29 protein-coding genes are annotated in these 23,127 nt (G+C 64.7%); 5 read left to right on the forward strand and 24 right to left on the reverse strand.

The annotated features are described in order from the left end of the window. The first annotated feature begins 456 nt into the window (after positions 1–456). Positions 457–1,821 carry a chromosomal replication initiator protein DnaA gene (gene dnaA, locus LH20_RS00005; RefSeq protein WP_053552449.1) on the forward strand — a complete coding sequence of 455 codons (1,365 nt, stop codon included), beginning with the start codon at positions 457–459 and terminating at the stop codon, positions 1,819–1,821. Positions 1,822–1,939: 118 nt separating this feature from the next. On the opposite strand, the gene LH20_RS00010 is transcribed toward dnaA, so the two are convergent. From LH20_RS00010 to secB, 4 genes are all read right to left on the reverse strand, one after another. Continuing rightward, on the reverse strand, positions 1,940–2,635 hold the full coding sequence (locus tag LH20_RS00010) for a DUF4136 domain-containing protein (protein ID WP_442800443.1): 696 nt from the start codon (positions 2,633–2,635) through the stop codon (positions 1,940–1,942). Between the two features lie 124 nt (positions 2,636–2,759). Next, positions 2,760–3,776, reverse strand: coding sequence for a tryptophan--tRNA ligase (gene trpS / locus LH20_RS00015; RefSeq protein WP_053552451.1), 1,017 nt, complete (start codon positions 3,774–3,776; stop codon positions 2,760–2,762). Positions 3,777–3,779: 3 nt separating this feature from the next. Further along, positions 3,780–5,390, reverse strand: coding sequence for a murein biosynthesis integral membrane protein MurJ (gene murJ / locus LH20_RS00020; RefSeq protein ID WP_053555972.1), 1,611 nt, complete (start codon positions 5,388–5,390; stop codon positions 3,780–3,782). A gap of 176 nt (positions 5,391–5,566) precedes the next feature. Next, entirely contained in the window at positions 5,567–6,085 is a 519-nt protein-coding gene (gene secB, locus LH20_RS00025; protein ID WP_053552452.1) for a protein-export chaperone SecB, read from the reverse strand. A 260-nt stretch (positions 6,086–6,345) separates the two neighbouring features. Here secB and LH20_RS00030 point away from each other — a divergent pair, with 260 nt between their 5' ends. The 3 genes from LH20_RS00030 (at position 6,346) to LH20_RS00040 (ending at position 8,917) form a co-directional block, all read left to right on the forward strand. Then, positions 6,346–7,014, forward strand: a complete 669-nt coding sequence (locus LH20_RS00030) for a Tim44/TimA family putative adaptor protein (protein ID WP_144423469.1) — start codon at positions 6,346–6,348, stop codon at positions 7,012–7,014. A gap of 98 nt (positions 7,015–7,112) precedes the next feature. Next, a complete protein-coding gene (locus LH20_RS00035) occupies positions 7,113–8,342 on the forward strand; it encodes a murein transglycosylase A (RefSeq protein ID WP_083455532.1) in 1,230 nt (409 codons plus the stop codon). A 2-nt stretch (positions 8,343–8,344) separates the two neighbouring features. After that, the gene (locus LH20_RS00040) at positions 8,345–8,917 is read left to right on the forward strand and encodes a Smr/MutS family protein (RefSeq protein ID WP_053552454.1); all 573 of its coding nucleotides are present in this window, start codon (positions 8,345–8,347) and stop codon (positions 8,915–8,917) included. Here LH20_RS00040 and dapE read toward each other — a convergent pair. Beyond that, positions 8,914–10,047 (reverse strand): succinyl-diaminopimelate desuccinylase, encoded by a 1,134-nt coding sequence (dapE, locus tag LH20_RS00045; RefSeq protein WP_053552455.1) that lies wholly within the window; start codon positions 10,045–10,047, stop codon positions 8,914–8,916. The genes LH20_RS00040 and dapE overlap by 4 nt on opposite strands. 94 nt (positions 10,048–10,141) lie before the next feature. Here dapE and LH20_RS00050 point away from each other — a divergent pair, with 94 nt between their 5' ends. Then, positions 10,142–10,609 (forward strand): cupin domain-containing protein, encoded by a 468-nt coding sequence (locus LH20_RS00050; RefSeq protein ID WP_053552456.1) that lies wholly within the window; start codon positions 10,142–10,144, stop codon positions 10,607–10,609. Here the strand turns inward: LH20_RS00050 and LH20_RS00055 are convergent. From LH20_RS00055 to LH20_RS00145, 19 genes are all read right to left on the reverse strand, one after another. Continuing rightward, positions 10,606–11,277, reverse strand: coding sequence for a glutathione S-transferase family protein (locus LH20_RS00055; protein WP_053552457.1), 672 nt, complete (start codon positions 11,275–11,277; stop codon positions 10,606–10,608). The genes LH20_RS00050 and LH20_RS00055 overlap by 4 nt on opposite strands. 46 nt (positions 11,278–11,323) lie before the next feature. After that, positions 11,324–11,968 carry a ribosome biogenesis GTP-binding protein YihA/YsxC gene (yihA, locus tag LH20_RS00060; RefSeq protein WP_053552458.1) on the reverse strand — a complete coding sequence of 215 codons (645 nt, stop codon included), beginning with the start codon at positions 11,966–11,968 and terminating at the stop codon, positions 11,324–11,326. Between the two features lie 21 nt (positions 11,969–11,989). Beyond that, a complete protein-coding gene (yidC, locus tag LH20_RS00065; RefSeq protein WP_053552459.1) occupies positions 11,990–13,744 on the reverse strand; it encodes a membrane protein insertase YidC in 1,755 nt (584 codons plus the stop codon). A gap of 43 nt (positions 13,745–13,787) precedes the next feature. Continuing rightward, a complete protein-coding gene (gene yidD / locus LH20_RS00070; protein ID WP_053552460.1) occupies positions 13,788–14,000 on the reverse strand; it encodes a membrane protein insertion efficiency factor YidD in 213 nt (70 codons plus the stop codon). A 97-nt stretch (positions 14,001–14,097) separates the two neighbouring features. Next, complete coding sequence (gene rnpA / locus LH20_RS00075; RefSeq protein ID WP_053552461.1) at positions 14,098–14,442, reverse strand: ribonuclease P protein component; 345 nt, start codon at positions 14,440–14,442, stop codon at positions 14,098–14,100. A gap of 23 nt (positions 14,443–14,465) precedes the next feature. Next, positions 14,466–14,600, reverse strand: coding sequence for a 50S ribosomal protein L34 (gene rpmH / locus LH20_RS00080; protein WP_003046693.1), 135 nt, complete (start codon positions 14,598–14,600; stop codon positions 14,466–14,468). Between the two features lie 101 nt (positions 14,601–14,701). Then, complete coding sequence (locus LH20_RS00085; protein ID WP_053552462.1) at positions 14,702–15,013, reverse strand: PGPGW domain-containing protein; 312 nt, start codon at positions 15,011–15,013, stop codon at positions 14,702–14,704. 111 nt (positions 15,014–15,124) lie between these two features. Then, entirely contained in the window at positions 15,125–15,898 is a 774-nt protein-coding gene (locus LH20_RS00090; protein ID WP_053552463.1) for an alpha/beta hydrolase, read from the reverse strand. A gap of 86 nt (positions 15,899–15,984) precedes the next feature. After that, on the reverse strand, positions 15,985–16,638 hold the full coding sequence (locus tag LH20_RS00095) for a glutathione S-transferase family protein (protein ID WP_053552464.1): 654 nt from the start codon (positions 16,636–16,638) through the stop codon (positions 15,985–15,987). Continuing rightward, on the reverse strand, positions 16,632–17,096 hold the full coding sequence (locus LH20_RS00100; RefSeq protein ID WP_235527058.1) for a hypothetical protein: 465 nt from the start codon (positions 17,094–17,096) through the stop codon (positions 16,632–16,634). The genes LH20_RS00095 and LH20_RS00100 overlap by 7 nt, the downstream gene beginning before the upstream one ends. Next, on the reverse strand, positions 17,093–17,578 hold the full coding sequence (locus LH20_RS00105; protein ID WP_053552466.1) for a VOC family protein: 486 nt from the start codon (positions 17,576–17,578) through the stop codon (positions 17,093–17,095). The genes LH20_RS00100 and LH20_RS00105 overlap by 4 nt, the downstream gene beginning before the upstream one ends. Then, entirely contained in the window at positions 17,575–18,000 is a 426-nt protein-coding gene (locus tag LH20_RS00110; protein ID WP_053552467.1) for a VOC family protein, read from the reverse strand. Before LH20_RS00110 ends, LH20_RS00105 begins: the two co-directional genes overlap by 4 nt. 54 nt (positions 18,001–18,054) lie before the next feature. Then, a complete protein-coding gene (locus LH20_RS00115) occupies positions 18,055–18,852 on the reverse strand; it encodes a VOC family protein (protein ID WP_053552468.1) in 798 nt (265 codons plus the stop codon). A gap of 23 nt (positions 18,853–18,875) precedes the next feature. Continuing rightward, on the reverse strand, positions 18,876–19,598 hold the full coding sequence (locus LH20_RS00120; protein ID WP_200905409.1) for a DUF899 family protein: 723 nt from the start codon (positions 19,596–19,598) through the stop codon (positions 18,876–18,878). 127 nt (positions 19,599–19,725) lie between these two features. Further along, entirely contained in the window at positions 19,726–20,445 is a 720-nt protein-coding gene (locus LH20_RS24310; RefSeq protein ID WP_053552470.1) for a DUF1428 domain-containing protein, read from the reverse strand. 50 nt (positions 20,446–20,495) lie between these two features. Then, positions 20,496–21,170, reverse strand: a complete 675-nt coding sequence (locus LH20_RS00130) for a glutathione S-transferase family protein (RefSeq protein WP_053552471.1) — start codon at positions 21,168–21,170, stop codon at positions 20,496–20,498. A gap of 42 nt (positions 21,171–21,212) precedes the next feature. Continuing rightward, positions 21,213–22,181 carry an alpha/beta fold hydrolase gene (locus LH20_RS00135; protein ID WP_053552472.1) on the reverse strand — a complete coding sequence of 323 codons (969 nt, stop codon included), beginning with the start codon at positions 22,179–22,181 and terminating at the stop codon, positions 21,213–21,215. A gap of 52 nt (positions 22,182–22,233) precedes the next feature. Continuing rightward, positions 22,234–22,650: a DoxX family protein gene (locus tag LH20_RS00140; protein WP_144423470.1), complete on the reverse strand. Its 417-nt coding sequence runs from the start codon at positions 22,648–22,650 to the stop codon at positions 22,234–22,236. A 22-nt stretch (positions 22,651–22,672) separates the two neighbouring features. Then, positions 22,673–23,113: a VOC family protein gene (locus tag LH20_RS00145; protein WP_200905410.1), complete on the reverse strand. Its 441-nt coding sequence runs from the start codon at positions 23,111–23,113 to the stop codon at positions 22,673–22,675. Positions 23,114–23,127 lie beyond the last annotated feature (14 nt).

A 23,127-nucleotide genomic window follows, 5' to 3' on the forward strand; every position in this document is an offset into this window, starting at 1 on the left:
CAAAGACCTGCCGGGTGGCCCCGGCGGGTCTTTTTTATTGTCCGGCGAAACGCATGTCTGTTGCAGCGCGGTAAGTAGCGGATTCATCGCGATTCGTTTGGGCGCCAGAATAAATTCCCACATAAGTATTTGAAAATTCTGCAGTAATTACCCCATACTCGCTTTTCCAAGGGGTGCCGCGAGTCAAGAATTTTATTTCCGATTTTTTACACCTCGCGGCCTTGATCCTCTCTCCTTCTCCTGCCTAGACAAGGGGGTCGTTGGCCTTCGCCGACGGCCGCCACATGAACATGATTCGGCTCCTTCGGGCTTGTCCCGCTTGGGACGCTTGCGCTTGCCGCGAGCGGAGGATCAACGCGTGGGGCGGCTGGGCGCGGCGGCGACCGGGGACCGAAGGGGGCGGCGCAAGTGACAGAAAGCGGGAGCAGACATGACGGCCATGCGGGAAACAGGGCGATGAGCGGCGATGCCGCAACGCTCTGGCCGCGGGTCGCCGAAGGGCTGCGCCGCGACCTCGGCGTCCGCACGTTCGATCATTGGTTAAAGCCTGTGCGCTTTGCCGACTATTGTTCGCTCTCGGGGGTGGTGACCCTCGAAACCCCGAGCCGCTTTTCGGCAAATTGGATCAATGAGCGATTCGGCGACCGGCTGGAACTTGCGTGGCGGCATCATCTGCCTGCGGTACGCTCGGTCCTCGTTCGCGCCGGGGCTGCAAGCTCGGAGCGCAGTGTCGCGGCGATGACACCTGCGCCATCGCTGCCCGGCCTCCAGCCGCCCTCGGCGATGACACCCGCGGCCGCCTCGCCCTTCGATGCCCGTCTGAGCTTCGACCGCTTCGTCGTCGCGCGCTCGAACATCCTGGCGGCCAATGCCGCGCGCCGGATGGCCATGGCCGAGGTGCCGCAGTTCAATCCTCTCTATCTCTGCTCCGGAACCGGACAGGGCAAGACGCACCTTCTGCACGCAATTGCGCAAAGCTATGCCGCGATCGATCCCGCGGCGACGATCATTCTGATGTCGGCGGAGAAGTTCATGCTCGAGTTCGTCGGCGCGATGCGCGGCGGCGACATGATGGCATTCAAGACGCGGCTGCGCGCGGCCGATCTGCTGCTGCTCGACGATCTCCAGTTCGTGATCGGGAAAAATTCGACGCAGGAGGAATTGCTCCACACGATCGACGATCTGATGACCGCGGGCAAACGCCTCGTCGTTACCGCAGACCGCCCGCCGGCGATGCTCGACGGAGTCGAGGCGCGGCTGCTCTCGCGGCTTTCGGGCGGGCTTGTCGCTGATATCGAGGCGCCCGAGGATGACCTACGCGAACGCATTATTCGCCAACGGCTCGCGGCGATGCCGATGGTCGAAGTGCCGGACGATGTCGTCGCCTATCTGGTCAAGCATTTCACGCGCAACATCCGCGAGCTCGAGGGCGCGCTCAACAAGCTGCTCGCCTACGCCGCCCTTACCGGCGCGCGCGTCGACTTGACACTCGCCGAGGACCGGCTCGCCGAAAATGTGCGCAGCGCGCGCCCGCGCATCACGATCGACGAGATCCAGCGCGCGGTTTGCGCCCATTATAGGCTCGACAAGGCCGAGATGGCCTCCAAGCGCCGCGTCCGTGCGGTCGCTCGGCCCCGACAGGTCGCCATGTATCTGGCGAAAGAACTGACGCCGCGTTCCTATCCCGAAATCGGCCGTCGTTTCGGCGGGCGCGACCATTCGACAGTGATCCACGCCGTGCGTACAGTTGAGGCGCTGCGCGTCACCGACAGTGAACTCGATGCTGAAATCGCGGCCATTCGGCGGAGCCTGAACAGCTGACCTTGAGGAGGGACGAGATTCCCGTCCCGGTCATGGGTTTGTCGATCCGGCATGCATGGCATGAAAAAGCCCGCCTTCGGTGTGGAAGGCGGGCTTTTCCAATCTGAAGCTGATCGGGTCAGCCCTTTTCGGGCGGCGCCACCGTGATGCGGACCTTCTCGCCCGAATTGCCGGGGAAGCCGGTGAACATCGCCTGGATCAGGTTGGGGACAATGTCGACGAGGTCGTTGTCGCGCGACTGTGCCTCTGCGCGGCCCTCGAAGAGGCGATAGCCGTCAGAAGCGCGGTCGATGCGCAGGTTGAGGTCGCTCGTATAAACGGTGTAGCTCGACACGTCGCTATTGCCCCAGCCGGGCCCGAATCCGCCCCACAGGAAGGGATCGTAATAGCCGGCGACGTAGCGGCGGCCGTGACGCCCGCGTACGATGACCGGGCGATAGAAGCCGCGGCCGTACCAGCCGCCGTACCAAGGGTCGCGAAAGCCCGGCGTGGACACCACGCGCTCGCGGCCCTTGTCGATCCCATAATCCATATGGACGATGAGATCGGCTTTCTCGCCAGGCGCGGCAGGGCGATAACCGTAGCGGGTCAGTTCGCCTGCGACGAGATTGGCATATTGGCCGAATTCGATCCCGCCGTCGAGTGCGGGGTTGCTCGCCTCGACGGTGAAGCTCTGGCCCTGCGGGGCGGGAAGCTGCGTCTGGAAGCGCGCGACGTCGGCCTTGAACGGTGTCGCGCAGCCGGCGAGCGCCAATGCGGCACCGGTTATGGCAGCGAGGCCAAGGCGCCTGAAGGTGATCTTGCTCATTGTCATGCTCCGTGATTCGGTACGCGAACTTACCCGCGCTTTATACCATGACTAAGCCAGTGCGACTTAACCTTGGTTGAACCCGGTTCGTCGCAGCTTTGTTCCCGGACAGTTCCGGCTAAGCGGTCGATCAACGGCACAGGCCCAGTACATCATAGGTGGCATCGAGCGTCGGCTTTGCAAGAGCGCGTGCCTTCCCAGCGCCCTTGTCGAGAATGGCATCGAGCGCCTGATGGTCGTCCTTGAGCGCCACGAAGCGCGCATTGATCGGCGCTAGCTTCTCGACCAGGAGTTCGCCGAGCGCCGGCTTGAACGCGCCAAAGCCCTGACCGGCGAAATCAGCAAGCACCGCATCGACGCTCATATCGGCGAGCGTGGCATAGATGCCCACGAGGTTGCGCGCCTCGGCCCGTCCTTCGAGCCCCGCGGCTTCGGACGGGAGTACGTCGGGGTCGGTGCGCGCCTTCCTCACCTTCTGCATCATCATATCGGCGTCGTCAGTCAGGTTGATCCGGCTCATGTCGGAGGGATCTGATTTCGACATTTTCGCCGATCCGTCGCGCAGGCTCATGATTCGCGCTGCCCCCGGCGGAATGATCGCTTCGGGCAGCGTGAAGACCGGGGCTTCGGGGCTCGCATAGTCATTGTTGAACTTCTGCGCGATATCGCGCGCAAGCTCGAGATGCTGCTTCTGATCCTCGCCCACCGGGACGTGCGTCGCTTGATAGAGCAGTACGTCGGCCGCCTGCAGCACCGGATAGGTATAAAGTGCTGCCGAGGCACCCTCGCGGTTCTTGCCCGACTTATCCTTGAACTGCGTCATCCGATTGAGCCAACCCAAGCGCGCGGTGCCGTTCAGGAGCCATTGCATTTCGGCGTGCGCGGGAACGCGTGCCTGGTTGAACAGGGTCGAGCGGTCGGGGTCGATCCCGCAGGCGACGAGCGCGGCGGTCATCGCGCGCGTGTTTGCGGTCAACTCGGCGGGCACGTGCGGCATCGAGATCGCGTGGAGGTCGGCGAGGAAAAAAAGACATTCACCGCCTTGTGCGGCGGCATCGTCCTGCATTCGCACCCAGTTGCGGATCGCACCCAGATAATTGCCGAGGTGCAAGTTTCCAGTGGGCTGGATGCCCGAAACGATCCGCATGGTCTACTCCTGTGTCGGCGCCGCTCTTCCGCGAGCGCGCCGCCGCGTCAGCATGGCGAGGAGATCCTTGTCAAGCGCGCCGACTAGGAAAGCGGCGGCAAAGAAGGCCGCGCCTCCGGCAGCGACGAGCGCGGCAAGCGACCAGGCGCGCTCGAACGCCGTGCCACCATAATGGTCCGCGAACATGGGCATCATCCACCAGAGGAGCGCTCCCATCACCGCCACCGCAACAAGTTGGCGGACGATGCGCCCCGCGAGCCGCGCGGTGAAATGGAACCAGCCGCGCCGGTGGAGGATGGTGTAGAGGAGCAGACAGTTGATGCTCGCCGACGCTGCCGTTGCCCCGGCAAGCCCGACAATTCCGTAGCGCTCGACGACATAGAGGTTAATCGCGATGTTGATGATCAGCGACGCGAGGGCGGTCCAGACCGGCGTCCGCGTGTCCTCGCGCGCAAAGAAGCCGGGGTTCAATATTTTGACGATCACATAGGCCGGGAGGCCCGCGACGAGCGCGACAACGATATTTGCCATGATCGCGCCGTCGGCGGCCGTGAATTTTCCGCCGACGAAGAAGGCGGAAGTGAAGGCGGGCGCGCAGATTGCCAGCGCCGTCGCCGCGGGCAACGTCAGCAGGGTCGCCATCTCGAACGCGTTGCTTTGCAATCGCTGCGCCTCTGCGCCGTCGCCTGCATGGATATGCCGTGACAGCATAGGCAGGATTGCGGTGCCCAGTGCGATGCCGACGATGCCAAGCGGCATCTGGTTTAGCCGATCGGCGAGTTTGAGCAGCGTTAGCGACCCCTGCGGCAGCGAAGTGGCGAAGAAGGTATCGACGAACTGGCTGACCTGATAGATTCCGGCGCCGAAAGTTGCGGGCAGGATCAACATTCCGAGCTTGCGGACCTCGGGCGTAAGGCGCGGCAGCCGCCAATGAAGCCGGAGCCCGGCGCGGCGCACTGCCCAGAGCAGATAGGCAAGCTGCGCTACCCCGGCGAGACTGACCGACACTGCCAGGGCAATCGCCACGATACGGTCGTCGGCACTGTCGCCGCGCAGCCACCACCCGGTGATGATACCGGAAATCAGAAGCACGTTCAGCAACACCGGGGCAAAGGCGCCCGGCGCGAAGCGCGAGCGCGCGTTGAGAAGCCCGGACAGCATCGCGACGAGGCTGATGAGCCCCAGATAGGGAAAGGTCACCCGGCTCAGGAACACTGCAAGTTCGAACTTGCCCGGCACATCCTGGAAGTCGCGCGCGAGCAGCCACACGATCCCTGGCATGATGACCATCATGACTGCTGAAAAGGCCAGCAATACCCACAGAAATACGGCGAGTACATCGTCCGCAAAGCGTGCCGCCGCGGCCTCGCCGCTTTCCTCGTCCTGCGCGCCGTGGAGCGCGCGGCTGTACATGGGGACAAAAGCGACCGAGAAGGCACCCTCGGCGAACAGGCGGCGAAAGGTGTTGGGAAGGGTGAAGGCGAGCTGGAAGGCGTCCGCCGCCAGTCCGGCACCGAGCACGCGCGCGAGCAGCATGTCGCGCACGAAGCCGAAGATCCGGCTGACCAGGGTCAGCCCGCCGATCGTCCCGACGCTCTTGACCAGGCTGCTCATGGCGCGGCGGGCAGGCGGCGCCACGGCGAACGGCCAGACCATTTCGTCATCGCACGCCCTTCGCTTTCGTCGCGGGCTCTCAGGTCAAATGGCGCAACGCCGGTCAGGGCGGCGCCGAGCCGCTCTGGATTGCCGCGGACCCGCGGCCTTCGCAATGACGATGGGGGCAATGGGCCTCAGGCCTCGCCAACGGGCGCGGGAATTTCGCCCTGACCCTCGCCCTGCTGCGCCTGCAGCTGCTGCATGAACAGGCCGTGGAAGTCGATCGGCTCAAGGAGCAGCGGCGGGAAGCCGCCGTCGCGCACAGCGTCGGCGACCACGCGGCGCGCGAACGGGAACAGGATGCGCGGCGCTTCGGCAAGGAAGAAGGGTTGGAGCTGATCATCGGGCACGTTGCGAACGCCGAACAGGCCGGCATATTTGAGCTCGATGACGAAGAGGGCGCCTTCGTCCGCCTTCGAGGTCACGTCGATCTTGAGTACGACCTCAAAAAGATTCTCACCGACTCCTTCTGCGCTGATGTTGAACTGTACGTCCATCTGCGGCGCCGACTGCCACTGATAAGCCGCAGGTGCGTTCGGATTCTCGAACGAAAGATCCTTCACATATTGCGAGATCAGGCCGATAGCAGGGCTGTTGTCTTCCCCATTGCTGAGGGTTTCGGGCTTGAATTCGGGGGTGGTTTCGTCGGCCATGAATCGCTCTTTCGCTGGAAACGCAAGGTATGGGAGCCGCGCTGACGAGGCAGCGCGCGCGCATTGCGGGCGCGCTTAGCAGCCGCTTGCCGCCAGCACAATGGGGCTGCCCGCCCCGCGCGCGGCACGGATTGCCGCAACCCGCGCGTGCGCAGGGCGTTGACCTGTCACGGGGCCGGGGCCAAGGGATATTTGAAACATGACGGTGCATCGCCTATGTTGACACCGAAACCTATTCTCGCCGCATTGGACCTTTGCCCGTGACCGCTTTTTCGATTGTTCTGCTCGCCATGATCGCCGCCTTTCTCGGCATGCGGCTCTATTCGGTCCTCGGCAAGCGCACCGGGCACGAGCAGGAGCCGGTACTGCCGCGCCGCGACGAACGCGCCGCGCCTGCGCCGCTGCGTCTCGACGATGCCGACGCCGTGCCCGTTTCGCAGGGTACGGCCGCCGATCCCTCGAAGCTTGTCTACGAACCCGCCGCCGAAGCCGGACTGCGTGCCCTGCTCGCAAGCGACCGCCATTTCGATGCCGGCCGCTTCGTCGAGGGGGCCGAGGCGGCCTACCGGATGATTCTGGAAGCCTATTGGACGGGCGATCGCGAGACGCTCCGCGATCTGTGCGACGACGATAGTTATCAGGCTTTTGTCGACGCGATCGAGGCGCGGGAGGCGCGCGGTGAGCGGCTCGAAAACCGCCTCGTCGGTATTGATTCGGCGAAGATTACCGCAGTTTCTGTCCAGCGCGGCGAGGCCCGCATCACCGTGCGTTATCAGGCGGGGATCAGTGCCGTGACGCGCGATGCCGAAGGCCGGATGATCGCAGGTTCGATGAGCGACGCGGCGCAGACCGACGATTTGTGGACCTTCCGCCGCACGATCGGCAGCCGCGATCCCAATTGGTTGCTCGACGAAGCCGAATCGGCCTGACGTCGGTGCCGGCCACCGCGAGGGGCGGTGCGCGGCGCACGCCCGTTTTCCAATTCGCCCTTTTTGCCGCGCTGCCCCTGCTCTCGGCCTGCGCGTCGGTGATCCCGGCCGCTCCGACATCGCCATCGTCCAGCGCACCAGTCCTCGCCGACGCCCCCCGCCCTTATACGGCGCGCCCCTCTACCGGGCAGGAGGCGGCAGCACAGCCCATCGCGGCAACGCCGAATCCGCCGCTTCCCGCACCATCGGCGCCGGAGAGCGCGGCCACGGCCGCCGAGGCGGGGGTCGTCCCTGGCCCTGAATTTAATGAACTCGGCATCAGGCCCGAGCAGGCGGCCGCCGCTCTCAAGGCCTTCCGCCTCAGCTGCCCGTCGGTGCAGCGCCGGGCCGATACGAGCGGCCTGACCCAGGCCGGCGAATGGGCCGAAAGCTGCGCTGCGGCGACAGGCTGGCCCGATCAGGACGCGGGCAATTTCTTCAGCCGTTATTTCGGCACGGTGCAGGTGGGGGCGGGCGCCGCCTTCGTCACCGGCTATTTCGAGCCCGAGATAGCCGCCTCGCGGGCGAAGCAGCCGGGCTATGACGTTCCGATCTATCGCCGGCCGGCCGATCTGATCGACGTTGACCTTGGGCTCTTTTCGCAGGCGCTGCTGGGCAAGAAGATCCGGGGGCGCGTCGAAGGCAGCAGTTTCGTCCCCTATTACGACCGGGCGGAGATCGAGCGCGGCGCGCTCGAAGGACGCGGGCTCGAAATCGCATGGGCGGCGGACGCTGCGGAATTCTTCTTCCTCCAGGTGCAAGGCTCGGGGCGTCTGCGGCTTCCTGACGGCAGCATCATGCGCATCGGCTACGACAGCCAGAACGGCCGCGACTATGTCGGCATAGGCAAGCTGCTGCGTGACCGCGGCGAGCTTCAGCCCGGGCAGGCGTCGATGCAGGGCATCCTCGACTATCTGCGCGCCGACCCGGTGCGCGGCGCGGCAGTAATGAACGAGAATCCAAGCTGGGTCTTCTTTCGCGAGCTCACCGGACCTGGTCCGCTCGGTGCACTCGGCGTGCCGGTGACAGGCCGTGTCAGCCTTGCCGCCGATCCCAAATTTGTACCGCTCGGCGCCCCCGTGTTCCTTTCGCTCGACCGCGCCGAACCCAATGGCTTATGGATCGCGCAAGACACCGGCGGGGCGATCAAGGGCGCCAATCGCTTCGACAGCTTCTGGGGTGCGGGTGACGAAGCGCGCGCGCTTGCGGGCGGCATGTCGGCGCGCGGCTCAGCGCTCCTCCTGCTGCCCCGCGCCAGCGTCGCGCGGCTGGTGCCGCAAGGGTTCTGACGATGCCGCGCCGGCTCGACCCCGACGAGGCTGCACTGTGGAAGAAGGTCGCGGCGACGGTCCGACCGCTCGCAAAAGGACCGGCGAGGGTTCCGCCGATAGCACCGCCCTCCGTCCGTCCACCCAAGCCCGCATCGCGCGCCCCGGCCGCCCCTGGGGCACCGCGGAAACCGTCGTCCCTGCCACCGCCGCGGCGCAGCCATCAGGCGGCCACGCTCGACAGCCACTGGGAGCGGCGGCTCCGCAAGGGCCATGTCCGGCCCGACATGAGCATCGACCTTCATGGCCACACGCTCGCCTCGGCGCAGGAGCTGCTCAACGAGGCAATCGGTCGCGGGCTGATCCGCGGCGCGCGTGTGCTGCTCGTCGTCGCGGGTCGGCTGCGCCCGGGTGCCGACCGGCTGCCGCAGATGCACGGGGAACCGCGCCCCCGCGGTGCGATCCGTGCCTCGCTCGCCGACTGGCTTGCCGCTTCGCCGCACGCCGACCAGATCGTCGCGCTACGCCCCGCGCATATCAGCCACGGCGGCGCGGGGGCGGTCTATGTGATCCTGCGGCGCGAGCGTGGGGATTAGAGGAAGGCGCGCATCAACACACCGCGATAAATGGCGGTGAGCCTGTGTAGATCCTCGACCGCCACCGCCTCATCGAGCTTGTGCATCGTCGCGTTGGTCAGCCCGAACTCGACGACCGGGCAGAGCGCGTGAAGGAAGCGCGCGTCAGACGTGCCGCCCGTCGTTGACAATTCGGGCAGAAGGTCGGTTTCGGCATGGATTGCCTCGGCGATCAGCGACGATAGCTCGCCAGGCGGGGTCAGAAAGGCTTCACCCGAAATCTTGCCGACGACCTTTGCGCCGGGTTCTACATCGTGCGCGATACGCTCGATCATCTGAATCAACTCAGCGCCCCGATGTTGGTCGTTGAAGCGGATCGACAGCCGTGCCCGCGCCGAGCCAGGGATGACGTTGGTCGCGCCGTTGCCGACCTCGATGTCGGTGAACTCGATGTTTGACGGCTGGAACCATTGAGTTCCCTCATCGAGTGTTACCGTGTCGATCGCAGCGAGGATCCGCACGAGTTTGGGGATCGGATTGTCGGCGAGGTGCGGATAGGCCACATGCCCCTGCGTACCGGGCACATCGATCCAGATATTGACCGACCCGCGCCGTCCGATCTTGACCGTGTCGCCGAGCCGCTGCGCCGAAGTCGGCTCCCCAACAAGGATCATGTCGGGGCGGACGCCGCGCGCGTCCATATGCTCTATCAGCGCGCGGGTCCCAAACACCGCGGGCCCTTCCTCGTCGCCGGTGATGATCAGGCTGATCGTGCCCGCCTCGGCCGGAGTCGCGGCGGCAGCCGCGACGAAGGCCGCAATGGCCCCTTTCATGTCGACGGCGCCGCGCCCGTAGAGTAGTTCGCCGCGCACCTCGGGGACGAAGGCATCGCCGCTCCACCCCACCCCTGGAGGAACGACATCAAGATGTCCGGCGAAGCCGAAATGGACGGGTCCCTTGCCTCGCCTGACGGCTAGCAGATTTTCGACCGGGCCATCGGGCTCGATCCCGTCGATGAACCGCTCGACGGCGAAGCCGAATGAGGTCAGCGCACCCTCCAGCACGTCGAACGCCGCGCCGGTCGCGGGGGTGACGCTGGGGGCTGCGATCAGCGCTTTTGCAAGGTCAAGGGGGTCGATGCCATGGGTCATGCCATTTCCTTACCCGTTCGCGCCATGCCAAGTCGAGGCTTTGCATTGCGCCGCTTCTGTGCAAACAAAGCGAGAACAGAGAAAGGCGATTCACATGCCCAAGGTCGACCTCCACGCCATCCCGCAGACCAACGCCACCGGCTATCCCGCACCCTTCGACCAGGCGGTCGAGGGGCGCTGGTACCGCCGCCTCGCCCCCGTTACGGGTCTTTCGGATTTTTCCGCGAGCCATGTTGTCCTCAAGCCGGGGGCCTGGTCGTCGCAGCGTCACTGGCATAATGGCGAGGACGAAATGCTGGTCATGATCGCGGGTGAAGCGGTGTTGATCGAGGACGACGGTCGCACCCCGATGCGCCCAGGCGATATCGCGGTCTGGCCCAAAGGCACTACCAACGGTCATCACCTGATCAATGAATCGGATACCGACTGCGTGTTCGTCGCGCTCGGAGGGGGCAAGAAGTACGACACTGGCGGCGGCTACTCGGACATCGACATGCTCTTCACGCCCGAGGGTTATACGCGCAAGGATGGCACGCCCTATCCCGTAAAGCGGCTGCCCTAGCCCTCTACAGGTCCCTCGAATGCCTCGATCACCCAATCCTCGGCCTGTGCACCGCCGATCCATTCCTGCACGTGCGGGTGGCTGATCACCGCCTGGCAATAGGGCAGCGCGAAACGCGGCAGGGGGATCGAATAAGTGATGAAGCGGGTAACGACGGGCGCGAACATCATGTCGGCGGCAGACCATTCGCCGAACAGAAAATCCCCCTCGCCCCCGAAGCGCGCGCGCGCCTCGGCCCAGATCTGCATGATCCGCACGACGTCGGCCTGCACGTCGGGCGCAAGCTCGGCCGCGGGATAGATGCGCCGTATATTCATGCTGTGGCTGCGGCGGAGCGCTGCAAAACTCGAATGCATTTCAGCCGCCATCGACCGCGCCATTGCCCGCGCTGCCATATCCTCGGGCCAGTATCCACGCGCGCCTTGCGTTTTCTCGTTCAGATAATCGATAATGGCGAGGCTGTCCCAAACGACGATATCGTCGCCGTCCCACAAAATCGGCACCTTGCCCCCCGAGGGCGCAAATTCGTCGCCTTCGCGGCGGTTCGACCAATCCTCGTCGTACAGCGGAACGGTGACCTCCTCGAACGCCAGCCCACTATGTTTTGCGGCGAGCCAGCCGCGCAGGCTCCAGCTCGAATAGGCCTTGTTGCCGAGGAACAGTTTCATGGGATCTCCCGATTTCTCACCCGCTTGCTGGAGGACAGGCGTTTCGTCAACTCTCCACCGCCTCGAGCACGGCGGTCCTGAGTTCGGCGATCCCCATGCCCTTTTCGCTGCTCGTTGCGATCACTTCGGGATGTGCAGCGGGGTGTTTGCGCGCCTCGGCCTCGGTCGCAGCGTGAACCGCGGCGAGGTCGCTCGCCTTGACCTTGTCGGCCTTGGTGAGGACGAGGCGATAGCTGACCGCGGCAACGTCGAGCATCTCGAATATTTCGCGGTCAACCTCCTTGATCCCGTGGCGGCTGTCGATGAGGACCAACGTGCGTTTCAGCACTTGCCGTCCACGCAGATAATCATTGACGAGGAAGCGCCATTTCCTGACGACATCCCTGGGCGCCTTGGCAAAGCCATAACCTGGCATGTCGACGAGCCGGAACACGAGCGGAGCGCCCACGTCGAAATAGTTGAGTTCCTGCGTCCGCCCCGGGGTCACCGAAGTTCGCGCGAGCCCGTTGCGGCTTGTCAGCGCGTTGAGCAGCGACGACTTGCCGACATTTGATCGCCCGGCGAAGGCGATTTCGGGCACCGAAGGTTCGGGCAGATGCTGGAGCGCAGGGGCCGATTTCAGAAAGGCGATCGGCCCCGCGAATAGTTTACGCGCCCGCTCGGGACGGTCGGTCGCCGCACTCTCATCCATCATGGGTTCCCCGATGGCCGCTCACTTGGCCGGTGCCGCTCTCAGCGCAGGGAATTTGCGGTACATCCACTGCTGCTGCCCGATCGACAGGATGTTGTTGGTGATCCAGTAAAGCAGCAGCCCGGCCGCGAAGGGCGCCATGATGAACATGAACAGCCACGGCATGATCTTGAACACCTGCTGCTGTACCGGGTCGGTCGCCTGCGGGTTCAAGCGGAACTGCAGCCACATGGTAACGCCCAGGATCAGTGCGAGCACGCCGATTGACAGGATCGACGGCGGCGTAAAGGGGAGCAGCCCGAACAGGTTCAGGATGTGCAAGGGGTCGGGGGCCGACAGATCCTTGATCCACAGGATGAACGGCTGGTGCCGCATCTCGATCGTCAGCATCAGCACCTTGTAGAGCGCATAGAAGATCGGAATCTGGAGCAGGATCGGCAGGCAGCCCGCGAGCGGATTGATCTTCTCGTCCTTGTAGAGCTTCATCAGCTCTTGCTGCATCTTCGGCTTGTCGTCCTTGTAGCGTTCCTGCAGCGCCTTCATCTTCGGCTGGACGAGGCGCATCTGCGCCATCGATGAAAATTGCCGGTTGGCGATCGGGAACATCAGGACGCGGATGATCAGCGTAAGCATCATGATTGCGACGCCGAAATTGCCGACCTGCTTGAACAGCCAGTCGAGCAGCTTGAAGATCGGCACCTCGAAAAACTCGAACCAGCCCCAGTCGATTGCGTTCGACAGGCGGGTGATGCCCTGGTCGTTCTCGTAGCTCTGAAGCGTCGAGACTTCCTTCGCGCCCGCGAAGATGCGGCTTGTGGTCGTCACCTGCCTGCCGGGGGCGATCTGGCGAAAGTCGCGCGCGAACAGGGTCTGATAATTGTTTGCGGCGGGCGAGCTCATCGCCGCCGTCACGCGCTCGCCCTTCGCGGGGACGATCGCGGCCAACCAATATTTGTCCGTGAAGCCGAGCCAGCCAGCGGAATTGTAGCGCACGGTGCGGCTCGGTGCTTCCTCGAGATCGTCATAATCCGTGTCGAACACCGATTTGCCGTCGAGATAGCCGGTCGGCCCGACGTGGATCGTTATGCTGTCCTGCTCGTGCGGATCGGTCGGTTTGCCGAGCCGGTCGATCAGCGCATAGCTGCTCGCGCTGACAGCTGCCGGCCCCATGTTGGCGATGGTCTGTTTTGCCGTGATCAGATAATGTTCGTCGATACTGTATTCGATGCGAAAGGTCTGGCCGGTTCCGTTCGTCCAGCTCAGCGTCACCGGCGTTTCCGGGGTCAGCTTGGCGCCGTTCGCGGTCCACATTGTGGCGGCGCCCGGCACGGCAATGTCCTGTGCCGACCAGCCAATGCTGGCGAAATAGGCGGCCTGTGTCCCGCCAGGTGCGAATAGACGCACTGGCGGCGCGTCCTTGTCGATCGACTGGCGGTACTTGGTCAAGGTGATGTCGTCGATGCGCGCACCGACAAGGTTGATCGACCCGGAAAGTGCCGGCGTTTCTATCGGAATGCGGTTCCCCTCGGCGAGCACCGCCTCGACCGGGCGAATCGTCTGCGCGGCGGGCGCGGCGGCGGCGGGTACGGGCAGAGCGCTCGGTTGTCCCTGTGTCGAAGGCGTGACGGCTGGTGCCGCGCCGTCGCTTCCGGCGACGGTCGTGGTTACGTCGGGCTTGGCTGGCGTCGGGAAAAAGCGGTCGGCGACGAAATTCCACCCCAGCAGGATGGCTGCCGACAACAATATTGCCGCGATCAGGTTACGCTTGTCGTCCACGCTCTTCGGTCTCTCTTCGTCTCAAAATGTCGGGAATCGGCCGTTACGGAACCGGGTCATGGCCATGCCCGCCCCAAGGGTGGCAGCGCAATAGCCGCTTTGTCGCCAACCAGCCACCCTTGATCGCACCGTGGCGCTGCAGGGCGATAATCGCATATTCGCTGCACGAGGGCGCATATCGACACGTCGGTGGCAGGAGGCGCGACGGACCGAGTTGCCAAGCGCGCGCGATCAGGACGAACAGGCGGGCGATCATCATTAAATCCTGGAAAACTGCCGAAAACCAAACCGGCTGCCCGCGCACCCCCCGCCATCACCGTCAGCCTCGATCGGAGCAGGTGCGCGGGGGCCGCTCATTTCGCCAACTTCTTTGCAGCCCGCTTCAGAGCCGAGGCGAGATGCTCGCCCAATTCAGCAAAGACGATATCGTTGCCGCCAGGGCGGCCGATCAACACATGATCGGCACCCGAAATTCCCGATTCGGGCAGCGCGGCGCGCGCGAGGGCGCGCAGCCGGCGCTTCATCCGGTTGCGGGTGACGGCATTGCCGACCTTCTTGCTGACGGTATAGCCGATGCCGATATCCGCATCCTCGTCGCCGCGCGGGCGGACGAGCAGGACAAAGCCGGGCATGGGAAAGCGAAGGCCGCGATTTGCGGCCAGAAATTCGCTGCGTTTGGTAAGGGTTCGCACCAGCATCGCTGGCGCCGAAGCGTCGGCGCTTAGGCCGACAGCTTCTTGCGGCCGCGCGCGCGGCGGGCGGCAAGGACCTTGCGGCCACCGACGGTGGCCTTGCGGGCGCGGAAGCCGTGACGGCGCTTGCGCACGAGGCGGCTTGGTTGATAGGTGCGCTTCATCGCGAAATCCCCAAAATCTCTTCAATCGTTGCAACGAAAAAGGGCCGCCAATCGCAGGCGGCCGCCAATGGGGGCGCGGATAAGCGAGAGTCGGCGCAAAGTCAATCGCCATTGGACGCCTTTTCCAGCGCCTCGCGCGCGCGGCGCCGTGCCGCGCTCGCCCGCCGCATGACGCGGTCGGTCCATGCGGCATAGCGCGGATGGCGCCGCTTGAAGCGCACATAGACGCGCTTGGCCCAGGGGCTGTTCTGCAGGCTGAGCATCAACCCGGCGGGAAAGAGGATGATGAAGCCGGGGCCCGGCAGCGGGCCGAGGATCGGCGCTGCAACCATCAGCAGAAGGCCGAGGAGAAACAGTCCGGAGCGCACCTGCGCGTTTGACCGCAATCGCTGATAAAGGCTCGGCTTTCCCATGCGCTGCGATGTGGGAAGGCGCAGGGCGTGTTGCAAGGCTAAGGCAGTGTGCATTTTCCGACCATCCTGTCCTCGCCGCGGCTTCCGGGGTGAGGGAGGATCTGCGCGGGATCAATCCAGCGCCACGAAGCGCGCCATGTCGCCGGGGCTCAGATAGCGGACGTCGTCGAAGGAGGTGCTGTTGGTTAGCGCGTAGAAGGCGCGCGCCTTCGCCTCGTCCATTCCCATCTCGCGATAGTAGGTGACATATTCGGCGTGGACAGGGTCGCTCGCAGGGTAATCCTTCGCCTGCCGTCCATCTTCGTCCACCCAGCTATGCACCCCGAATTCCGCATTGGCCGCGGCGCGGCGGCGGACACCCGCGAGCCACAACTCGACCGCGCCCGACCGCACCGAACCTCCGGCAGGCACTACCGTCTCCAGCCTCGCGCGGCGGATCGCGCGGGCGAGAGCAAGGTTCGCCTCCTCGTCGAGGCTCCCGGGACAATCGATCATTTCGATCTGCTTGAGCCCCGGAAAGGCGGAAAGCATCGCGGCGAACTGACGCGGCGTCGCCTCGGTCACATCGCCGGCCATCTGCGCGGTTTGGTCGTCGACCACCGTGAAGGGCCCGAAACGCGCTTTTGCAGGGCCGGGCGTCGAGACCGCGGGCGCATGGCGCCGCGGAGCGCCTTCATCTGGCTCGGCGGCGAGCGCGCCGTCGTCGAGCAGCGAATAGGCATGGTCGATGCCTTCCTCGTCGTCGGGCCCGACCTCCTCCTCATAGGACCAGGTCACGGTCGTCGTGACCGTGACAAATGGCCGCGCCTGCGCCGGGGCGAAGGCGAGCATTGCTGCAAAGGCCGCGACGATGAGCGTGCGAGTGAGAGCAGCCGGCGTAACCATGCCGCCACCTTCGCGCGCGCGGCTAGCAAAGGGCAAACAGGCGCGGTCAGCGCCGCATTAACTGCATTGCGGGACAGGGCGGATGATCAGTCGCGGTCGGGCGCCCCGAACGGGAAATAGGCGCGGTAGGGCCGGGCATCGTCGACGCAGCGCTTCACGGACGGATATGCGAGAAGCCTCGCCCGATAGCCGCGCAGATTTTCGTAATGCTCGGGAATCCTGTACAGCCAGTCGGCATAGAAAAGCGACGGCGCGGCCGCGCAATCGGCGAGAGTAAAGCCATAGGGTGTTGCCCATCCGCCGCCGGCAAGTTCCCTGTCGAGCCAGCCATAGACATTCTCCAGCGCCGTTTCGCACTCGGTTCGGATCGCGGGAACATGCGCTTCGGGCCCGCGTAGCGCGTCGGCAACCACCGCCTGCATCTTGTTCATCACATGAAGGTCGAAGATGCGGTCGAGGAAGCGCACTCTCAGTGCAGCCTCGAACCCCTCCGGGATCATCCGCGGTTCGGGAACGAGGTGTTCGAGATATTCGATGATGATCGACGATTCGAACACCGGGACCCCGTCATGCACGATCAGCGGGAATTGGCCCACCGGCCAATGTGCCTTAAGCTCGGGCATATGCGCCGGAAACTCAGGGTCAACCGATCGGTAATCGAAGGGGATGTCCTTCTCGTAGAGCGCGATCAGGGCCTTCCAGGTGTAGGAGGAAAAGGGGTGGCCATAGAAGATCAGCATCGAGGAGTTTCCTTGTTGCGTGCAAGCCAGGCGATCGGCCAGCCGACGAGCAGGACGTGGGGAAGGAGGAGCAAGGCGGCGTTTGCGAGATCTTCTGGCGGAAATGGCGATCCGAAGCGGAGCGGCAGCACGATAGCGTTCATCACCAGGTAGAGAAGCAGCCCATAGAGCGTGCCCCCAATCCACCAGGACAAGTCGGCGAGCGCGGGCCAGCGGTGGACAGCGGAGAACCACGCCGCGACCATCGCCGCCATAATCGCGAAATGGACACCGAGTCCGGCAACCGCGCCGACCGGGCCCCAGCCGCTCGCGCTCTGAAACGGACCGCTCGCGACGCCGCGCAGCATCCCCCCGACACTGCCCCCGGCCATCAGCGTCAGCCCCGCCGCATAGGCGATGTCGAGCGTTCCCGCGATCAGCCAAGCGCGAACGGCCGCGCCTCGCTGCACTCGGGTCACGCGGCGGTCACCGCGGCTTCGATGGTGGCGATGTCGATCTTCTTCATCTTCAACATCGCCTCGAACGCGCGCTTTGCCACGGCCTTGTCACTGCCCATCGTCGCATCGGTCAGCGCGCGCGGAGTGATCTGCCACGATACGCCCCATTTGTCCTTGCACCATCCGCAGGCGCTTTCCTCACCGCCGTTCCCGACAATTGCATCCCACAGCCGGTCGGTTTCCTCCTGCGTGTCGGTGTGGACCTGGAAGGAGAAGGATTCATTATGCTTGAAGATGGGTGGACCGTTGATCCCGATGCACGGCGTGCCGAGCAGCGTGAAGTCGACCGCCAGCACCTCGCCCTCCTTGTTGCCGGGTGTGTCCACCGGCGCGAGGTGCACCGCGTCCAGGCTGCTGTTGCTGAAGGTCGCGGCATAAAAGGCGGCCGCTTCTTCGGCATCGCCTTCGTACCACAGGCACAGCGTCATGGGGTTGCGGCTCATTGTGCTTCTCCTTTCAAAGGCGTGCCGATCGACCAGAGGTGTCCGAATGGGTCTCGGACCTGCGCATAGCGATCGCCCCAGAACATATCCTCGGGGGCCATGACCGACGTGGCGCCGGCTTCGATCGCGCGACCATACCAGCGATCGGTGTCATCGACCTGCAGGTGCAGCACCGTGCCCGCAGGCTCCGGCGCGGGGCCGCCCGAATATTCGGGAAAATCGTCATGCATCATCAGCGACGCGCCGTTGATATGGACATGCGCGTGCATCAGTCGCTCGCCATCGTCGGCGGGCACGCGGGTTACCTCGGTGGCGCCGAACGCCCTGGCGTAAAAGTCGATCGCGTCCGCGGCCCGCCTGTCGCGGATGGTGAGATGCGGTGTCAGGCCGCCGGTCGGCGCCTGGTTTGCGGGGGTTGTCATCGTGTCTCTCTCCTCTTGCGATCCCTCCTCTTCAAGGGAGGGGGTAAATGGGGTTCAGTGCCGTGGTCCGACCAGACCGAAAGCGGCGCCCTGCGGGTCGAGCCCGTTCATCGCGAACTCGCCGCCAGGAATTTCCGCAGCTTCGCTGGTAATTGTGCCGCCATTCGCCGTGATGGCTGCAGCGGCGCGGTCGATGTCGTCGACGCCGATATAATAGGACCACGTCGCCGCGGGCGCACCGGGCACAAGTCCCATGACGGCGCCAATCGCGACCTCGCCTACCTGGACGAAACGATATGGGCCCATCTCGCCCATGTCGAATGCACCCTCCTGCCCCCAGCCGAAATGCTTTCGATAGAATGCAATTGCGGCGTCGGGGTCGCTGGTCATGAGCTCGTTCCAGCGCACGTGCTGCGCCTCGGTCGGCGAAAAGGCGTCGCTGTCCACATCCTCCATTCCGGCGGGCGGGATCGGGTTCATGACATAAAAGGGCGCGCCCTGCGGGTCGGACAGCATCGCTATGCGCCCCACAGGCAGATCGGTCGGGGGCATGTGCACCGCGCCGCCGTCAGCGGTGATCGCCGCAATCGTGGCGTCGACATCGGGGGTATAGAGATAGCCCATCCACGCGGGCCGCGCGCCGCCTGCGAGCATGTCGGCGTTCAAACCCAGCACTCCGCCGGCATTGCCGCCGTCGCTGCGTCCGATCATGCGATAGTCCACGCCACTCGCTGCGGTGCCCGCGTTCGGCGCGATCGTCCAGCCGACGACCGCGCCGTAAAAGCGCGCTGCGGCGTCGGGATCGCTTGTCATCAACTCGTACCAGAGAAAGCTGCCCTTGGGATTGGTCATCGTCTCTCGCCTTGGAATCAGGTTCAATAGGTCAGGCTGGGGAAGAAATTGCCCCGCCCCTCGGGCGTCATGTCGAGCAGACCCCACAGCGGATCCACAAGGTCACCCGCGCGGTGGTGCTGGCCGGGGTCCTCGGGAGCGTAGGCCATTTCACTCGCCCAATGATGGCGAATGATGTCGCCGTCCTTGCAGAAGATGTTGAATATCGTCTCGTCCCAATCCTCGCCCTCGCCCATGCCGCGCTCGGCGCGTTTCGCGGGACTCAGCCGCCGCGTGTCGCCAAAATAGGCGGCCGAATAACGGCCCTCGCCATCGGACAGGAAGTGAAGGTGCCGCCAGCGCCGCTCCCTGGCCCAGGCTTCGAGCCGCGCGATCGGCGACTTGGCGACGATATAGAGCGGCACGCGCTGTCCCACATGCCGCGCGCTGCCGTCGATCGCGTCGAGCAGATGAGTGCAGCCAGGGCACGGCATGTCCCGCTCGGGCCCGAACATGAAGCTGTAGAGGATGATCGTTGGCTCCCCGCCGAACAGCTGGGAGAGCCGGATCGCTTCGGGGCGCTGGTGTGCGCCGATCTGCTCGAAGGCATAATCCTCTGGCAGCGCACCACCGGGCGGGAGCGCCCGCCGCTGCGTCGCGACGGCTTCGATCTGCCGCCGCAGCGCAATCTCGGCATCGAGCAGCGCGGCGCGCGCTTCTCGATATTCGCTGCTCTCATTGGGGAAGGCCAGATGCTCCATCGTCATGCTCCTAACATCCTCGCCGCGGCGAAGCAGCGGGGAGAGCGAACGGCGGGCGGGGGAGCGCCTTGCGCTTGCTCCTGCCACCAGGGCCGCGGTTGACCTCGCTTTGCAACGGCGAGGACCGAGACCGTCACGCGTCCAGGATCGGCGCGAAACCCCCATAGATCATGCGCTTGCCGTCGAAGGTCTGATCGTTCGGGTCGTGCTGCATCCGTTCGTCCGCCATCACCTTTTCCCAGCCGGCGACGCGCGCTTCCCTGCTCGGCCATTCGATCCAGCTGAATACGGGCGTCTCGCCGTTCTCGAGGTGTACCGCGCGCTTGAAATCGGTGACCTTGCCGTCATGGACATCGTCACCCCAGCATTCGAGCACGCGCGTTGCGCCATGATCGAGAAAGACGATCGCCGCCTTGTCTGCCATCGCACGATAGGCGTCCTTGTTGGCGTCGGGTACAGCGACGAGAAAGCCGTCGGTATAGCCCATCGATCCCCCCAAACCTTCATCGACGATCGAGTCGAAACCCGAAACAATCATCCGTTGGCCGTCGAAGGGCATGGATTGCCCCATGCCCTGCATCCGGGGATCGCTCATCATCTTGGCATTCGCCGCGTCGCGCGTCGCGCGGTCGGGATATTCGAACCAGCTGAAGACGATCTCCTCGCCCTCCTTCGCCTGCACCGCGCTGCGAAAATCGTTGAGCTTGCCTGCGGGAATATCATCGCCCCATGTTTCGACATGGCGGCGCACGCCGAACTCCTTGAACAGCGCCACCGCGCCGGCGGCGTGCTGGCGATAGTCCTCCTTGCTGGCACTGGGCACGGCAAGGACAAATCCTTCCACATAGGTCATCGTCTCTCTCCTTTGTTCGTTACGCTCCTCCTTCTGCAAGGAGGCCTCTTCTATTCCCCCACTGGTCCCGCTTCCTCTCGGAACGCTGCGAGCTGCGCCTTCAGCGCACGGTCGAAGGCCGGACGGTCGAGGCAGCGCGCCAGATAGGCCTCGAGCGCCCGATGTTCGGCGATCGCGCCGCTTGCGATTCCCTCGCGCAGCACCGTCGCCATCGCAATGTCGGCGACGCTGAAATCTCCGGCCAGATAGGGCCGATCGCCCAGCGCCTCGGCCAGCTTGCCGAAGCGCTGCTGGATGAACTCCATCAACGCCGGCCGGCGGAGCTTCGCCCATTCCTCTTCCGCGGCGAACAGGTCGACGTTCGACAGTTCGAACATCAAGGGCTCGACGCTGTTATAGGCCGCGAAGAGCCAGCTGATGACGGTTGCACGGCCCTGCGGGTCGCGCGGAAGCAACGCTTCGTCCTTTTCGGCAAGGTGGAGGAGGATCGCGCCGCTTTCGAACAGGCGCACTTCGCCGTCGCGCAGGACGGGAACCTGGCCCCAAGGCTGGTCGCGATAATGTTCGGGTGGGCGGTTGACGGCGCTGATCAGATGCTCGGCATAGTCGATCCCCATTTCCTCGCACGCCCAGCGAGGACGCAGGTCGCGAACGAAGCCGCGCGCGAAGTCGGGAACCCAGTCAAAAGCGGTGATCTGGATGGGGGCGTTCGGGTTTACGGGCATGGATCCTCTCCCTGGACCGTGGGCTTGGCGGGCTCTCGTTGCTCAGAAAAAAACGGCGGGCAGCGGGGGCGTGGTGTCGTCGAGAAATGGGGTGACCATCGCGGCGATTGTCGCCGCCTCGGCCATCAGGCCGATGTGCGAGGTGCCGGGCAGAATCGCGAGCCGTGCCTTGGGCGCCTCGGTCATGAAGCCTTCGACCACGGGCTTCTTGTCGCCGCCTCCGCGCAGCTTGAACAGCTTGATGGCATGGTCGAAGGTCACGCCGTCGGCATCGCCCAGGATGATCATCGTCTTGCCGGGAATCGCGCGGATCTGCTCGTCGCTGAACCCGAAGGGTGTCGAATCGAGCTCCTTGATTGCCGCGACAAGCTTCGGAAAGGCCTTGGGGGCCGGGGACATGTCGCGATAGGCCTTCTCCATCGGAGATCCCGCGAGCTCCTCGGGCGTCATTTTGGCAATGGCGGAGAGGACTTCGGGATGCCAGCCGTCGAGGCTCGCCGTACCCGACAGGATCACTTGCTTGCCGATGCGGTCGGGATGGCGGACCGCGAGCGCGACCGCGGTGCTGCCGCCCATCGAATATCCGAGCACGTCCGCGCGCGCGATCCCCAGTTCGGCAAGCAGTGCCGCGGCGTCGTCGGCCATCGTCTCATAGCTTATCGGGCCGCCCACGTCGCCGGTGCGGCCGTGGCCGCGCGCGTCGAGGGTGATGACCGGGCGCGTCTCGGCGAAGCGATCAACCAGCGGCTTCATCGCCTCGCCCGACATGAAAGCCCCGTGAAGGATGAGGAGCGGCGCTGTACCGGAGGCGAGATCCCCATGTACCGCATAATGGAGCCTGACCCCGTTGACCTCGGCAGTGCCCGGCTTCACCGGGACAGCCGTGGCCGCCAGCGCGCTCCCCTGGGCGGGCTGCGCATGGGCGGGCGCGGCGGTGGTTGCGAGCAGCAGCGCGGGAACAAGCGCTACGGTGCGGCACATCGCCGCAAGGGGGGAGGCACGAAAAGGCATGAGTCTCTCCTTTTATCTTTGACGAAGTCGCGCGCGACGGCCCTTGGCCATGTCAGTCTGCGGCCGTCTGCACCGGGATCAGCCGGCGCAGCGCAGGGCTCCGCAGCCACAACCCGCCCCACAATAAGATTCCGAGGTAGGCGCCGAACAGCGTGTGGCTCGCCAGCGGGCTGTCGATCCGCAAGTGGGTGGCGATCGCGCCGCCCAGATAGCCGGTGATCAGGATCGCGCCGATCATCGCCGTGCGCGGCCAGATATGAAGAAGCGTTGGGATCAGAAGCAGCAACCCCAGCGTCCGCATTGTCGCGACGTCAAGCCGCCATCCGAGGCCCGGGGGGCTGTAATCGATGGCGACTTGCGGCGCGATCAGCTTGGTTCCGCAATCCAGAAGAAGAAAGGCGACAACGAGCCCGCTGAGGATGCGTCCGGCAATCAGCGCTCGGCGGGAGGGGAGGCTGTTCAAGGTCATCGTCTCGCTCCTGCTTTCGCGATCAGGCGGAGACTTCAGCCGGTGCACCATCGCCGTTTGCGACGGCGGGATCCATCCAGAAGGGCCCCCAGACGTGGCCATCGGGGTCCAAAAGGTCGCGGCCATACATGAAGCCGTGATCCTGCACCGGATTGATGTCGGCGGTGCCACCGTTCGCCGCCGCGGCTTCGATCATCGCGTCGACCGCCTCGCGGCTGTCCATCGCCAGCGCCAGCGACACCTCACTTGACGTCGTGGGCGGGATCGGTCGATCGGTGAAGCTCTTCCACTTGTCATGGCTGAGGATCATGAGGAAGATGCTCTCCGACCAGACCATCGCGGCAGCGGTGTCGTCGGAGAAGCGCGGCTCGATGGTAAAGCCGAGGGCCGTATAGAAGGCCTTCGACCGTTCAAGCTCGGCGACGGGCAGGTTGACGAAAATCATCTTGGGGGCAGCGGTCATCGAAAAATCCTCTC

This window comes from Sphingopyxis sp. 113P3 (assembly GCF_001278035.1).
Classification (GTDB): Bacteria; Pseudomonadota; Alphaproteobacteria; order Sphingomonadales; family Sphingomonadaceae; genus Sphingopyxis.

Coding starts and splice junctions, on each gene's coding strand:
- dnaA (WP_053552449.1), top strand. CDS start 457: ATGAGCGGCGATGCCGCAACGCTCTGGCCGCGGGTCGCCGAAGGGCTG.
- LH20_RS00010 (WP_442800443.1), bottom strand. CDS start 2,635: ATGACAATGAGCAAGATCACCTTCAGGCGCCTTGGCCTCGCTGCCATA.
- trpS (WP_053552451.1), bottom strand. CDS start 3,776: ATGCGGATCGTTTCGGGCATCCAGCCCACTGGAAACTTGCACCTCGGC.
- murJ (WP_053555972.1), bottom strand. CDS start 5,390: ATGAGCAGCCTGGTCAAGAGCGTCGGGACGATCGGCGGGCTGACCCTG.
- secB (WP_053552452.1), bottom strand. CDS start 6,085: ATGGCCGACGAAACCACCCCCGAATTCAAGCCCGAAACCCTCAGCAAT.
- LH20_RS00040 (WP_053552454.1), top strand. CDS start 8,345: ATGCCGCGCCGGCTCGACCCCGACGAGGCTGCACTGTGGAAGAAGGTC.
- dapE (WP_053552455.1), bottom strand. CDS start 10,047: ATGACCCATGGCATCGACCCCCTTGACCTTGCAAAAGCGCTGATCGCA.
- LH20_RS00050 (WP_053552456.1), top strand. CDS start 10,142: ATGCCCAAGGTCGACCTCCACGCCATCCCGCAGACCAACGCCACCGGC.
- LH20_RS00055 (WP_053552457.1), bottom strand. CDS start 11,277: ATGAAACTGTTCCTCGGCAACAAGGCCTATTCGAGCTGGAGCCTGCGC.
- yihA (WP_053552458.1), bottom strand. CDS start 11,968: ATGGATGAGAGTGCGGCGACCGACCGTCCCGAGCGGGCGCGTAAACTA.
- yidD (WP_053552460.1), bottom strand. CDS start 14,000: ATGATCGCCCGCCTGTTCGTCCTGATCGCGCGCGCTTGGCAACTCGGT.
- rnpA (WP_053552461.1), bottom strand. CDS start 14,442: ATGCTGGTGCGAACCCTTACCAAACGCAGCGAATTTCTGGCCGCAAAT.
- rpmH (WP_003046693.1), bottom strand. CDS start 14,600: ATGAAGCGCACCTATCAACCAAGCCGCCTCGTGCGCAAGCGCCGTCAC.
- LH20_RS00085 (WP_053552462.1), bottom strand. CDS start 15,013: ATGGGAAAGCCGAGCCTTTATCAGCGATTGCGGTCAAACGCGCAGGTG.
- LH20_RS00090 (WP_053552463.1), bottom strand. CDS start 15,898: ATGGTTACGCCGGCTGCTCTCACTCGCACGCTCATCGTCGCGGCCTTT.
- LH20_RS00095 (WP_053552464.1), bottom strand. CDS start 16,638: ATGCTGATCTTCTATGGCCACCCCTTTTCCTCCTACACCTGGAAGGCC.
- LH20_RS00105 (WP_053552466.1), bottom strand. CDS start 17,578: ATGAGCCGCAACCCCATGACGCTGTGCCTGTGGTACGAAGGCGATGCC.
- LH20_RS00110 (WP_053552467.1), bottom strand. CDS start 18,000: ATGACAACCCCCGCAAACCAGGCGCCGACCGGCGGCCTGACACCGCAT.
- LH20_RS00115 (WP_053552468.1), bottom strand. CDS start 18,852: ATGACCAATCCCAAGGGCAGCTTTCTCTGGTACGAGTTGATGACAAGC.
- LH20_RS00120 (WP_200905409.1), bottom strand. CDS start 19,598: ATGACGATGGAGCATCTGGCCTTCCCCAATGAGAGCAGCGAATATCGA.
- LH20_RS24310 (WP_053552470.1), bottom strand. CDS start 20,445: ATGACCTATGTGGAAGGATTTGTCCTTGCCGTGCCCAGTGCCAGCAAG.
- LH20_RS00130 (WP_053552471.1), bottom strand. CDS start 21,170: ATGCCCGTAAACCCGAACGCCCCCATCCAGATCACCGCTTTTGACTGG.
- LH20_RS00135 (WP_053552472.1), bottom strand. CDS start 22,181: ATGCCTTTTCGTGCCTCCCCCCTTGCGGCGATGTGCCGCACCGTAGCG.
- LH20_RS00140 (WP_144423470.1), bottom strand. CDS start 22,650: ATGACCTTGAACAGCCTCCCCTCCCGCCGAGCGCTGATTGCCGGACGC.
- LH20_RS00145 (WP_200905410.1), bottom strand. CDS start 23,113: ATGACCGCTGCCCCCAAGATGATTTTCGTCAACCTGCCCGTCGCCGAG.